Origin of the sequence: Pseudomonas sp. PA-4-8C, assembly GCF_021606625.1 — a bacterium.
Taxonomy (GTDB): Bacteria; Pseudomonadota; Gammaproteobacteria; order Pseudomonadales; family Pseudomonadaceae; genus Aquipseudomonas; species Aquipseudomonas lactis.
This window is the reverse complement of record NZ_WKCD01000145.1, coordinates 1-13,209: the sequence shown is the minus strand read 5'-3', so window position 1 is coordinate 13,209 and position 13,209 is coordinate 1. Positions and strand designations below refer to the sequence as shown.

General features: G+C 59.6%; 10 protein-coding genes and 1 pseudogene. 6 read left to right on the top strand and 5 right to left on the bottom strand.

Annotated features, from left to right (window positions below; translation table 11 throughout):
- Window positions 1-34: 34 nt before the first annotated feature.
- Together GIW04_RS19485 and GIW04_RS19480 are read right to left on the bottom strand one after the other, a co-directional pair.
- Window positions 35-1,336 (bottom strand): ATP-binding protein, encoded by a 1,302-nt coding sequence (locus GIW04_RS19485; RefSeq protein ID WP_003190936.1) that lies wholly within the window; start codon window positions 1,334-1,336, stop codon window positions 35-37.
- Between the two features lie 3 nt (window positions 1,337-1,339).
- Window positions 1,340-2,041: a response regulator transcription factor gene (locus GIW04_RS19480; protein ID WP_003190934.1), complete on the bottom strand. Its 702-nt coding sequence runs from the start codon at window positions 2,039-2,041 to the stop codon at window positions 1,340-1,342.
- Between the two features lie 171 nt (window positions 2,042-2,212).
- Between GIW04_RS19480 and GIW04_RS19475 the strand changes: the two genes are divergently transcribed.
- From GIW04_RS19475 to GIW04_RS19450, 6 genes and pseudogenes are all read left to right on the top strand, one after another.
- Window positions 2,213-3,355, top strand: coding sequence for an efflux RND transporter periplasmic adaptor subunit (locus GIW04_RS19475; protein ID WP_003190931.1), 1,143 nt, complete (start codon window positions 2,213-2,215; stop codon window positions 3,353-3,355).
- A gap of 6 nt (window positions 3,356-3,361) precedes the next feature.
- Window positions 3,362-6,460, top strand: a complete 3,099-nt coding sequence (locus GIW04_RS19470; protein WP_120248227.1) for an efflux RND transporter permease subunit — start codon at window positions 3,362-3,364, stop codon at window positions 6,458-6,460.
- A 183-nt stretch (window positions 6,461-6,643) separates the two neighbouring features.
- A pseudogene (locus GIW04_RS19465) lies at window positions 6,644-7,285 on the top strand (DUF1345 domain-containing protein).
- Between the two features lie 72 nt (window positions 7,286-7,357).
- On the top strand, window positions 7,358-8,197 hold the full coding sequence (locus GIW04_RS19460) for an AraC family transcriptional regulator (protein ID WP_034135486.1): 840 nt from the start codon (window positions 7,358-7,360) through the stop codon (window positions 8,195-8,197).
- Window positions 8,198-8,251: 54 nt separating this feature from the next.
- Complete coding sequence (locus tag GIW04_RS19455; protein WP_034135485.1) at window positions 8,252-8,851, top strand: LysE family translocator; 600 nt, start codon at window positions 8,252-8,254, stop codon at window positions 8,849-8,851.
- 281 nt (window positions 8,852-9,132) lie between these two features.
- Complete coding sequence (locus tag GIW04_RS19450; RefSeq protein ID WP_034135484.1) at window positions 9,133-9,606, top strand: hypothetical protein; 474 nt, start codon at window positions 9,133-9,135, stop codon at window positions 9,604-9,606.
- Between the two features lie 57 nt (window positions 9,607-9,663).
- Here GIW04_RS19450 and GIW04_RS19445 read toward each other — a convergent pair whose 3' ends face one another.
- From GIW04_RS19445 to GIW04_RS19435, 3 genes are all read right to left on the bottom strand, one after another.
- Window positions 9,664-11,931: an autotransporter outer membrane beta-barrel domain-containing protein gene (locus GIW04_RS19445; protein ID WP_034135483.1), complete on the bottom strand. Its 2,268-nt coding sequence runs from the start codon at window positions 11,929-11,931 to the stop codon at window positions 9,664-9,666.
- Window positions 11,932-12,248: 317 nt separating this feature from the next.
- Complete coding sequence (locus tag GIW04_RS19440) at window positions 12,249-12,953, bottom strand: hypothetical protein (RefSeq protein WP_236270198.1); 705 nt, start codon at window positions 12,951-12,953, stop codon at window positions 12,249-12,251.
- Between the two features lie 32 nt (window positions 12,954-12,985).
- Window positions 12,986-13,209 (bottom strand): transposase domain-containing protein (locus GIW04_RS19435; RefSeq protein WP_236410403.1); only part of this gene is annotated, 224 nt, incomplete at its 5' end.

Genomic DNA, 13,209 nt, shown 5'->3' with positions numbered 1-13,209 from the left:
TCACGGGATTGGCCGTGCAGTCAAAGTGCTTTGATCACGAAAGGTTAGGCAGCCACACACGAAACCGCGCCCCGCCCAGGGGCGACGCCAGAGCCGTCAAGGTGCCGCCCTGAGCCTCCAGGGCGCGCCGGCTGATCGCCAGGCCCAGGCCAAAGCCGCCGGTGGCGCGGTCGCGGCTACGGTCCAGGCGATAGAACGGCTCGAAGATGCGCTCGCGCTGGTCCGCTGGTATACCGATGCCATCGTCGTCCACCCAGATTTCACAGCCTTTAGGGCAGACGCGCACGCCCACCTGGATGCGCTTGTCGCAGTAGCGCGTCGCGTTGCGCAGCAGGTTCTGCAAGGCTCGGGCGGTAAGGCGCGGGTCGAGGCTGAAGCGCTCCACAGCGCAATCGAGCACCACATCGATGACGATATCGGGGTTTTCCAGCTCATCGTCGACGCTGCCCAACACGCTGTCGATAAACTCATCGAGCGCCACCTCTACCCGCTCGGGCAACTGCGCCGGGTTTTGCAGGCGGCTGTAAGACAGCAATTCCAGCACCAGCTCATCCAGCTCCCGAATATGCGCCACCAGGCTTTGCAAGCGCTCCCGGCTGGCCGGGGGCATGTCTTCGGAAAGCGCCAGGGCCAGGCCGAAATCCAGGCGGGTGAGCGGCGTGCGCAGTTCATGGGAGACCGCATTGAGCAAGTCGCGCTGCTGGTTCAAAAGACGCTCGATGTCGTCGGCCATCGTGTCGAACACCGCCGCCAGGCCGCCGATGCTGGAGCTGGGTGCGAGCCCCGTACGCGCCTCCAGATGGCCCTTGCCCAATAACGCGGCGGTACCCTTCAAACGCTCCAGGTCACGCCAGTGCGGACGCAGCCACACCAGCAGGCACGCCAGCAAGGCGGCGCCGACCAGCACGTTCATCGACCAGTACAACAGGTTCATGTCCAGCGGGTCTGGCGGCACAGTCAACTTGACTGCGAACTGCTGGTTGATCGGCGAACTGATTTCTTCCATCCAGCCCCATTCGCCCAGGCGGATCACCGGCTTGCCTTGCTCCAGTAGCTGTTCTTCCTCAGGGGTATAGCGGGCATCCTGGCGCAGCAACAGTTGCACCTTCAGCGGTGCAAAATCGTGGCTCAATTGGTCGGTCACCTGGGACCAGCGCTCCACCGGCGCCCGCTGGTACTGCTTGACCATGAGCTTTTGCAGGCCACGGGACTGTTCGATGTTGTAGTCCATGTAACGGTGTTCGAACAGCTGGATCACCAGCTTGGGAATCAGGTAAATCGCCGCACTGTAAGTGACGATGGTGATCAGGTAGAGGCGCAGCAGTACGCGAAACATGCTTCAGCATTCCCACTCGGAACGGCTGAACAGGTACCCCTTGCCCCACACCGTCTTGATCTTGCGCGCCTCGCCCGCATGGTCGTCGAACTTGCGCCGTAGCTTGGAGATGGCCACGTCCACCGAACGGTCGGTGCCGTTGAACTCGATACCGCGCAGGCGTTGCAGGATCTGATCGCGGCTGAGCACTTCGCCAGCATGCCGGGCCAGCACCACCAGCAGGTTGTATTCACCGCTGGACAGCTCCACCGCCTGCTCGCGCCAGGTCACGGTGCGCTCGGACAAATCAATGCACAGGTTGCCCATGACGATCTGGTCGCTGGCCACCTGGGGTTCGGACAGGCTGCTGCGCCGCAGCAATGTGCGCACCCGGGCCAGCAATACACGCGGCTCGCAGGGTTTGGTCACATAATCGTCGGCGCCCATTTCCAAGCCCAGTACCTGGTCGTGGCTGTCATCGCGGGCGGTCAGCATCAGGATCGGCAGGCCCGCCGAATCGGCGCGCAGCAAGCGGCACACCTGCAGGCCGTCGAGGCCCGGTAGCATCAGGTCGAGGATCACCAGGTCCGGTGGGTTCAGGCGGGCGCGTTCACGGACATGGTCGCCACGGCTGAGCACGCTGACGTGGTAGCCATTGCGTTCCAGGTAGCTGGCAATCAGCTCGGAGAGTGCGGCGTCGTCTTCCACCAGGAGGATGTTGGGCATGGTGTTTCCAAATAATGCGGTTTGTTGGTGTGTTGCAGGATTGTGCAAGGATATACGCCCCCGACGCCACGTGCGCCGTACCTTACACTTCTTCACAGACCCGCTACACAGCTTCACAGCACCACGGCGCAGGTGCCCCTAGGATGCGCCAGTCAATATTGGGATAAGAGCATGTCGAAGAATCTATTTGCGCCGTTTTGCCTGTTGGCCCTCACACTGGCGCTGAGCGCGTGTGGTCAGTCGGCAGACGAGGCGCCACAAATGCCCCTGGCCAAAGTGCGGATCGAAACCCTGCAGGCCAAGCCCCTCTCGATTACCAGCGAACTGAGCGGGCGCATCGCCGCACCGCGTATCGCCGAAGTACGCGCACGGGTCGCCGGGGTGGTCATGCAGCGGGTGTTCAACGAAGGCCACGATGTAAAACAAGGCGACGTGTTGTTCCGTATTGACCCGGCGCCGTTCAAGGCCGACCTGGACAGTGCCCAGGCCAACCTGAGCAAGGCCCAGGCCAATGCATTCCAGGCGCGCCTGCAAGAGCAGCGCTACAGCCAACTGGTTGAAGGCAATGCCATCAGCGGCCAGGAATACGACAATGCCCGCGCCACCTTGCGCCAGAGCAACGCCGAAGTCGCCGCTAACAAAGCCGCCGTCGAGCGAGCCAAGCTGAATTTGGGCTATGCCACCGTGACCGCACCGATTTCCGGACGCATTGGCCGCGCCCTGGTGACCGAAGGCGCACTGGTGGGCCAGAACGAGGCGACGCCGCTGGCGATTATCCAGCAACTGGACCCGATCCACGCCGACCTCACCCAGTCCACTCGTGAGCTGAACGACCTGCGTCGTGCGTTTCGTGCCGGCAGCCTGAAGCAGGTCGGCCAGGACCAGGCCAAGGCCACCTTGATCCAGGACGACGGCAGCCAGTACCCGTTGCCGGGTAAATTGCTCTTCGCTGACATCAGCGTCGACCCCGGCACCGGGCAGATCATCCTGCGCAGCGAGTTCCCCAACCCGGACCTCGACCTGCTGCCGGGCAGCTTTGTGCGGGTTCGCGTGGAACAGGCCGTCGACAAGCAAGGCCTCAGCGTGCCGCAACGCGCCATTACCCGTGACAGCGCCGGTATCCCGATGGTGTTGTTGCTGGATGCCGAGCAGACCGTCAGCCAGCAACCGGTGGAGTTGGGTGCGGTGATCGACAACCGCTGGATCGTCACCAGTGGCCTCAAGCCCGGCGACCGCATCATCGTCGAGGGCCTGCAACACGCACGCCCCGGTGAAAAAGTTGAAGTGGACGACAGCCCGCTCGTAAAGGAATAACCCGTCATGCCGCAGTTCTTTATTGACCGCCCGATCTTCGCCTGGGTGGTGGCCCTGTTTATCCTGCTGGCGGGCTTCCTGGCGATCCCGCAATTGCCGGTGGCGCAATACCCCAACGTCGCGCCACCCAAGGTGGAAATCTACGCGGTGTACCCCGGTGCCTCGGCCCAGACCCTGGATGAGAGCGTGGTCAGCCTGATCGAGCAAGAGCTCAACGGCGCCGATCACCTGCTGTATTTCGAATCCCAGAGCAGCCTGGGTTCGGCGACGATCACCGCGACCTTTCAGCCGGGCACCGACCCGGAAATGGCCCAGGTGGATGTGCAGAACCGCCTCAAGGTCGTCGAGCCGCGCCTGCCCCAGGCCGTGACCCAGCAAGGCTTGCAGGTGGAAAAAGTCTCCGCCGGTTTCCTGCTGCTGGTGACCTTGACCTCCAACGACGGCAAGCTCGATGACGTCGCGCTCAGCGATTACCTGGCGCGCAACGTAATGAACGAGCTCAAGCGCCTGGACGGCGTCGGCAAGGCCCAGTTGTACGGGGCCGAACGCGCCATGCGTATCTGGATTGACCCGCAGAAGCTGATCGGTTTCAACCTCACGCCGGCCGACGTCAACGCCGCGATCAGTGCCCAGAACGCCCAGGTCTCAGCGGGCAGCATTGGTGATCTGCCAGGTACCCCCAACCAGGAGATCACCGCGGCGGTGCTGGTCAAGGGACAACTTTCGACCCCGGCGGAGTTCGCCGACATCGTGCTCAAGGCCAACCCCGACGGTTCTACCGTGCGCATCGGCGATGTGGCGCGGGTGGAAGTCGGCAGCCAGGAGTACCAGTTCTCCACCCGCCTGAACGGCAAGCCGTCTACCGCCGTCAGCGTGCAACTGTCGCCCGGCGCTAATGCATTGAGCACCGCAACGCTGGTGCGGGCGAAGATGGACGAGTTGTCGCGCTACTTCCCAGCCAATGTGGAATACAAGATCCCCTACGACACCTCGCCCTTCGTGAAGGTCTCGATCACCAAGGTGGTCTACACCCTGCTGGAGGCCATGGCGCTGGTGTTTGCGGTGATGTTCCTGTTCCTGCAGAACGTGCGCTACACCTTGATTCCTACGCTGGTGGTGCCGATCGCGCTGATGGGCACCTTCGCCACCATGTTGCTGCTGGGTTTCTCGATCAACGTGCTGACCATGTTCGGCATGGTGCTGGCCATCGGTATCCTGGTGGACGATGCGATCGTGGTGGTGGAAAACGTCGAGCGGATCATGGCCACCGAGGGCCTGTCGCCCAAGGACGCGACGAAGAAAGCCATGGGCCAGATCACCGGGGCCATCATCGGTATCACCCTGGTGCTGGTGGCGGTGTTCCTGCCGATGGCGTTCATGCCAGGTTCTGTAGGGGTGATCTACCAACAATTCTCGCTGTCGATGGCCACCTCGATCCTGTTCTCGGCGTTCCTGGCCCTGACCTTGACCCCGGCCCTGTGCGCCACCTTGCTCAAGCCGATTGCCAAGGGCGAGCACCATGCCAAAGGTGGTTTCTTCGGCTGGTTCAACCAGCGCTTTGACCAACTCACCAACCGCTACGAAGGGTGGGTGGCCTATGCCCTCAAGCGCAGCGGCCGCTACTTGCTGATCTACCTGGTATTGCTGGTTGGCATGGGCCTGTTGTTCAGCCGCCTGCCCTCCTCGTTCCTGCCGGTGGAAGACCAGGGCTACACCATCACGGATATCCAGTTGCCGCCGGGGGCCAGCAAGAATCGTACGGTGCAGGTGGCCGAGCAGATCGAGGCACACAACGCAGGCGAGCCAGGGGTGGGTGATACCACCATGATCATGGGCTTCAGTTTTTCCGGTTCCGGGCAGAACGCGGCGCTGGCGTTTACCACGCTCAAGGATTGGTCGGAACGTGGCAGTGATGACTCGGCTGCCTCGATTGCCGATCGCGCCAACATGGCCTTCAGCGAACTCAAGGACGCGATTGCCTACGCAGTCCTGCCGCCACCGGTCGACGGACTGGGCACATCCAGTGGTTTTGAGTTCCGCCTGCAAGACCGCGGTGGCGTCGGCCACGCCGGGTTGATGGCCGCCCGTACCGAATTGCTGGACGCTGCAGCGAAAAGCCCGATCCTGGCCAACGTGCGCGAAAGCGCCCTGGCCGAAGCACCGCAAGTGCAGCTGGAAGTCGACCGCAAGCAAGCTAACGCCCTGGGCGTTTCGTTTGCCGACGTGGGCAACGTGCTGTCCTCCGCTATCGGTTCGGCATATATCAACGACTTCCCCAACCAGGGCCGCATGCAGCGCGTGGTGGTGCAGGCCGAAGGCGACCAGCGCAGCCAGGTGGCCGACCTGATGAAGATCCACGTGCGCAACAACGCGGGGAAGATGGTGCCGCTGTCGGCGTTTGTCGAAGCCAAGTGGACCCAGGGCCCGACGCAGTTGACCCGTTACAACGGCTACCCGGCCATCGCCATCAGCGGTGAAGCGGCGCCGGGGCACAGCACCGGCGAGGCCATGAACGAGATCCAGCGCCTGGTCAGCCAATTGCCTGCCGGGCTGGGCCAGGAATGGACGGGCTTGTCGTTGCAGGAGCGCTTGTCCGGCTCCCAGGCACCGCTACTGTTGGGCCTGTCGTTGCTGATCGTGTTCCTGTGCCTGGCCGCGCTGTATGAAAGCTGGTCGATCCCCACCTCGGTGTTGCTGGTGGTGCCGCTTGGGGTGCTGGGCGCGGTGTTGGCCGTGAGCTTGCGCGGAATGCCCAACGACGTGTTCTTCAAGGTCGGCTTGATCACCATCATCGGCCTGTCGGCGAAGAACGCGATCCTGATCATCGAGTTCGCCAAGGACCTGTATGACCAGGGCGAGGACTTGATCGACGCCACCTTGAAAGCGGCACGGTTGCGGTTGCGGCCGATCATCATGACGTCCCTGGCGTTTATCCTCGGCGTGGTGCCACTGGCGATTGCCACCGGGGCCAGCTCGGCCAGCCAACAGGCGATTGGCACCGGTGTGATTGGCGGGATGATCACGGCGACATTGGCGGTAGTGTTTGTGCCAGTGTTTTTTGTGGTGGTGATGAAGCTGGTGCGCAAGCGCCATAAACCAAACTGATCAACGCCGCAGCCAAATGTGGGAGCTGGCTTGCCTGCGATGATGGCGGCACAGGCGACATAAGTGTTGCCTGAACCAACGCTATCGCAGGCAAGCCAGCTCCCACAGGGTTATTGATTGCATTCATGATCAGGTACACCCGAATAAGCTATGGTGCTCACACATAGTTATCTGTGAGCCGCCATGCCCTTCCTCGCCCGCACCCACCCTCGCCTCTCATCCGCCGCCGTATTGGGCCTGGCCGCTGGCCTCCTGGTGCCGGCCGACACCCTGGCCAGCAAAATCCTCATCGGCTGGAACGCCGGGGTCTGGACCTACCTTGTTTTGATGCTGTGGCTGACCATTCGCGCCAAGGCCGAGGACGTCAAGCGCATCGCCGAAGTCGAAGATGAAAACGCCGGCCTGGTGCTGTTCATGGTGTGCATCGCCGCCATTGCCAGCCTGGCGACCATCAGCTTCGAACTGGTCGGCAGCAAGGACCTGGCCACCTCGGAGCGCCTGCTGCACTACGGTTTCACCGGGCTGACGGTGATCGGTTCATGGCTGCTGATCGGGGTGATTTTCAGCGTGCACTACGCCAGGCTCTATTACACCTGGCAAGGCAAGGAGCCGGCGCTGCGCTTCGCCGAAGGCTAGCTCACACCCAACTACTGGGACTTCCTGTATTTTTCCTTCACTATCGGCGTGGCCGTACAAACCTCGGATGTGGGGGTCGCCACCCGTGGCCTGCGCAAGGTGGTGCTGGGGCAGTCGTTGATCGGTTTTCTGTTCAATACGGCGATCCTAGGTTTCTCGATCAACATCGCCGCCGGCTTGTTTGGCTAGACTGCACAAATCTTCTAGACGCCCTCCCCGTTGTCGGCGCCAATTGCACATTACATTCAGCCTCGGTGTTGTATGCGCGCGCACAATTGGATCGACCTGAACCAGGACGCCGACACCGGCATCGAGACCCTGCGCGCGCATTTCGAGGGCCATGCCTACGACCCCCATTGGCATGACAGCTATCTGGTGGGCGTCACCGAACAAGGCGTACAGCAATTCAACTGCCGGCGCACGCGGCATGACAGCGTGCCGGGCCAGGTGTTTCTGCTGGAGCCTGGTGAGATCCACGATGGCCATGCGCCTACCGTCGATGGCTTCACTTACCGCATGCTCTACCTCGACCCACATTGGCTGGAACGGGAAATCTGCAGCGTATTCGAGGAAGCGCCCGCTCACCATCAGTTGAGCTTCGCCCGCACTCTGGCCAACGACCCACGCCTGGCCCTGGCCACCAGCCAGGCATTTCACAGCTTGCACCACAGCGAACTGCGGATCGTACGGCAAAGTGCTCTGGACCAATTGCTGGAACGCCTGACCGGCCAGCTCTACTGGCGCATGCGCTACCGCGACGATCCCCGTTTACCGCGGGTGGCCCACAAGGCACGGGACTACCTGCACGCCCACCTGCATCAGGATATAGGCATGAACGAGTTGGCCCTGGCGTGCGGTGTCGATCGCTTTCGCCTCAGCCGCGCCTTCAAGAGCGCCTTCGGCCTGGCGCCCCACGCTTACCTGGTGCAACTTCGGCTCACACGTGCCCGGCGTTTATTGGCCAAGGGCGAGCAGCCGGCAGCGGTGGCGATGGCCCTGGGCTTCGCCGATCAAAGCCATCTGGGCCGCTGGTTTGTGCGCGCCTACGGCCTGACACCCGCCGCCTACCGAAAGCGCTGCTCAAATCTTCCAGACAGTTAACCGCCAGGCTTGTGAAGATCGACTCCATCGATTGGTCCATCGGAGTCACCCACCATGCTGTCCACGTTCGTGCCGTTCATGCTGTTCGCCTTCGTCGCCTGCATTACCCCTGGCCCGACCAATATCCTGGTGCTGAGCAACAGTGCCCGTTACGGTTTCAAGGCCACACTGCCAATTATTCTGGGTGCCTGCGCGGGAGCGGCGGGGATTGTGCTGCTGGTGGGCTGCGGGGTGGGCCAGTCTCTGGTGCAACTGCCCAGGGTGCAAACCGTGATGCAGTGGGTCGGCGTGGCTTGGCTGAGTTACCTGGCGTGGCGGATTTTCAGCGCACCGCCGCATGTCATGGAGGAGCAAACAACCCATAAGCGACTTGGCCTGCTTGGAGCCGCGAGCTTGCAACTGATCAATCCCAAGTCCTGGATGATGGCACTTGCAGTAGTTAGCGTGTTTGTCGCCGACGGTACGGAGCAACAAAAAAAAGTGCTGTACTTGTCTCTGATATTTTTCCTGATTTCACTGCCGTGTTTGAGTACTTGGGCATTGTTGGGTGTGGCATCAGGCCGGGCGCTGGCTTCTGCCCGAGTGATAGTAGGTTTCAATAGATGTATGGGAATAGTGCTGCTGGGATCGACCTGGCTTGGCGCCCTCACCTGAACCCGTTCTTTTCTCCGAGAACACTTAGTAAAAAAAGAACTAAAAATAGTATTTTATACAACCTAAAAATCAATTGCATGACAGTCAGCCCCATTGATTCGCGCCACGTTGGCGCACCTACTAGAGCGCGAAACAAACGGTGCTCATTCATGAATTGCGCGCTTCGTATACTGTCAGTTATGACAGTTTACAGCGCGAGTCTTCTGCGATCTCATAACTAAGCCACCGCTTGCGGAGCACCTAGTGCTTTCGCCTAACTGATCACGCATGGAGACACAATCATGTCAGCACACAGTGCAACGTTAACACCCCACCAACAACGGGCCTTGTTTCCAAAATCAAACAGCGCTGAAGGAAGTTTTACAGTTTCCGTAGACTCGAACGCCATCAACGTCCAGACGAAGGATATCGTGCACGACACCACAAAGCATATTTACGGCATTACTGGCCGGAACGCCGAAGCCGTTAACGATACCGTGAGAGAAATTTATATACAGTTCGCGGACACTACTGCGGCCGGGACGGTTTTTCATCTGGAGGACAGTGAGTTCACTAACACCAGAGTGTGGTTCAGCGTCGATACAGGCCTCAACAAATACGCCGTGCGCGTCATTACAGGCACCCTCGTCATTCAAGAGCTTTCATCTCAAGGAATTCATATTTCACTTGCTTGCACTGGCAGCACCGAAAGAACCCCTTCGGGAAAATCACACGCTATGGTCATCAATGCGGATCTTCACACCGGAACATGGTGAACAAAACGTCAAAAAAAAGCCCGTACCCTGCGATACGGGCTTTTGACAATACGTAAGTTACCAAGTGTAGCGAACCCCCACATTCGCCCCCCAAGGTTGCTCAACTCGACCACCACTGCTGTGCTCGAGGTCGGCATGCAGTTGCAGGTTCTGCGAGAGTTTTACCGCCATACCGGCCCCAAACTCAGCGCGAGAGCCGGACAAGTCGTTGTTGAATACATTGTTATTCACCGTGACTTTATTGTTATTGGCAAACTCATGCACCATCGCCGCTCGCAGATAAGGCTGTACAACACTCCCTGTATCGAGCTGGATGTCACGCCCAACGGTTGCGCCAGCCTTGGCCATGATTGAGCGTGTACGTTCGCCCTTGGCTTCCAGACCGTTATCCAGGTTGTAATTGGCGCCCTGGATCACCACGGTGGACATTTGCGCGTAAGGCTCGATAAAGAACCCGTCATCCAACTTGATGTTACGGCCGAACTCAGCAGATAAACCGCCACCGGTGTTGTTGTACTTGCCCTTGGAGGAGGTACCGTCACTCAGGCCGACCTTGGACTCATTCTGGAACCGGTTGACCTTGGCCACCGCATCGAAATAAAGGCCACTTTCCTCGTCCAGCCAAGTCGCGTAAGCACCCAGATAGTAACTTTTCACGTTACCGGAGGTGCCGCGCTTGAGGTTCAGGTCAGAGGTGCTATGGCCGGCCATTACACCCACCAGCCACTGGCTGTCGGCCAAGGGTGTGTCTGCACCGAGCGTAAAGCCCCGCTGGTTCTGGCTGTAGCCAATCCCGGTGCTGTCGGACACTTCGTACTTGTTGCCATAACCGCGTATCCACACGCCAGCCTGTCCAGGCTCGAAACGCAGCTCGCCCATACGCGAACGCAGGGATGTCGCCTCGCCGTACCACACGGTCGGTGCGGTGTTGAACAGCGCCAATACCGAGCGGGTACCTGGGCTGATCACACGGTTGTTCGGGTCGAGGAACCAGTCGGTGCCTTCCTTTTTCAGGCCATAGGAATAAGCGCCGACATCAACTACATCACCCACCAGGGAGAAGTGTGCGTCACCGCCGCCAGTGTGTACGACGCGGATATCTTCCGGCTTGGTCGGCTCCGCACCACTGGCCGCGAGCAACAGCTTGTGATCGCCTTTGGCCTCGCCCTCGACGTTCAAGAAGTCCGTAACGCCACGAGCGAAATCGGTGCCCATGACGAAAGTGCCGTTGCCGTCAAGGCTGTCAACGTCCAACTGGTAGAACGCATCAGTCTCACCGAATTTCACCGTGCCGCCGGCCAGGCTCAGGGCGCCGACCTGGCTGTCGCCGGTCAACTCCCAATAAGACTGATCGCCTATGGCAAGGCTTGTGACATTCTGCATCTGACCCGTCAGCCCGGCACGATTTTGCAAGCTTAGATGCGCGGTGCTGCCGTCCTCGACAATAACGTCGCCACGCAAATCGCTGTTATCGACATTCATAGATGCCATGGCACCGCCGTTCACTTCCAGCAATGTGCCGTTACCGCCTGTCAGGGTCGAGCCGTTGCGCACGTCGATCTCAACGGTCGGAACCCTGCCTGGTCGCCCCTCGACGAGAATAGCGGAGCCTGTGCGGCCTTCTACATGTGAGTTGTCGAGTACCAGCTTGCCAACCTCAGCGTTTTTCAACTGGCTGGTCACGACGACACCATTCTTGCCACCGATCAGTGTGCTTTGACTCGCAGTAACTAATGCGCCACTGTCCAATCGAACACCAAAACTGTCTGCACCGGTACCTTCCACCCAGGTGTTTTGCTTGAAATGCAGTTCGCTGTTGCCTTGGGCCGTGGCCCCCCCGACAACGCCGACGATGTTGCTATTGAATACCTCGGCAATCCCTCCTTGAGGGGAGCCGACACTTTGAAATACTTGCAATCCGAAGTTGGTATGACTGATCAATGTGCTGTCGGTAATCGTCGCAGTGCTGTCATCCAGGCGCAGGGCTGCCCACGTTGGGTTCCGGGATTCCACATGGGCGCCAGTGAGGCTGACGGTTGAACCCTGGGTAGCGCGAATATCATCTACGCGGCTGCCTGGATTTATAATCAAAGCCGAATCATTGACGATGATACGTTGCGCTCTGGCACCGTTAAGCGTCAATTCGGCTTTCCAATCCAGCTGCCAATCATTGGCAGATTCACTCGAATCAATTGTCTTGCTTTCGCCGATTAAATGGCCAGCTTGAGCTGTGCCTGAAACAGCCACCAACATAAACAAGGTTATCGTTGGAACTTTCATCATCGCGCTCAAAGGCTTGAGCTCAAAGTTGGGCAATACGTGCATGGTTGATCACTCTCTGGGGTAGAGCCTTGGAAAACGGCTTGGCTCGTTCCCTCGGAATGGAGCCTTACCTGTACGGCGCAAAGAGTAAGGATCTACCCCCCCAAACACTGTAGGATTTATCTTATATAGCGAGCCGAATCGGGATCGCCGAGGCGAGGAAAACTAAAAGGCGCAATTAAGCGCTGCTGGTTTTTCCTTACGGGATAGCAAAAAAAATCCGATGCCAATACAGGCATCGGATTGATTCTTGCGGCCCAGGGTCAAGCACGAGGGCTAACGGTTTGATTGAGTCACTTCACGTCCACTGCGGCTCAGTGTCAGGGGGTTGGCGGTACCGTGCCATCGCAGTAGGTGTGGGCATTCGACATGCCAACGCGCGTATCCGACGGCATGCCACGCCCGGTTACGCCATTACTCAAAACCGTAAAGTAAGTCGCGACGCAGTTGCCCGTTGGCGCCTGATCCAGATAGCCCTTGTAGTCGATTTCGAATGTGATTCCGTTGTCTTTGTCGGCCTGGGTAATGACCGGATGTTCAAGCGTTAATGGAAACGGTCCTGGTGGCCGACCTGCGAGTGTATTGGTAAGGCTCAATTGCAACGTCAGCGGCACACCTAACGCCATCCTGGTATCTCCCGGGACGTAGACTTCACCATACAGAACGGGGGGTGGCCCTGGCGATCGGGTTTTCAGCGAGGCGCAGTTCCAACGATTCCCAGAGTTGCGATCCACATACTCTGCCATCGCTAACATTATCGTCACTGCATCCTGTACATCGACCTCGGTGGGCGGGGAAGGATTCTCGTTGGTGGTGTCCGGGTCGATAACCAAATATCTGATGGTCTTGAGGTCATTACCATGACGGGCAACCACCTCCCAGTCGATCTCGAAAGAAAAAGTTTCACCAGCTCCCTCCGTAGTGATAGGGAATGGCCCAACTCGCTCCTCCTCCCACAGGAAGATGATCGACAACCCCGGATGAGGGGCCACTGCGACTGTCCATAACACAATATCCACGCGCACGGATTGGTCGTAAGCGTCCAGCCGCCCCACCTTTACTCAGGTTGAGGCGCGAGGGGTAATAGCTCATCGATCCGGCTGTTGGGCCAGCTGGGTAGTTTTTCCAGCGTATCCTTGAGCCAAGCGGCGGGGTCGATGCCGTTCAGTTTGGCGGTGGCCAGCAGGCTCTGGATGGCGGCGGCGCGACGGCCGGCGCGCTCCGAACCGGTAAACAGCCAATTCTTCTTGCCCACCGCGATCGGCCGGATGACGTTCTCCA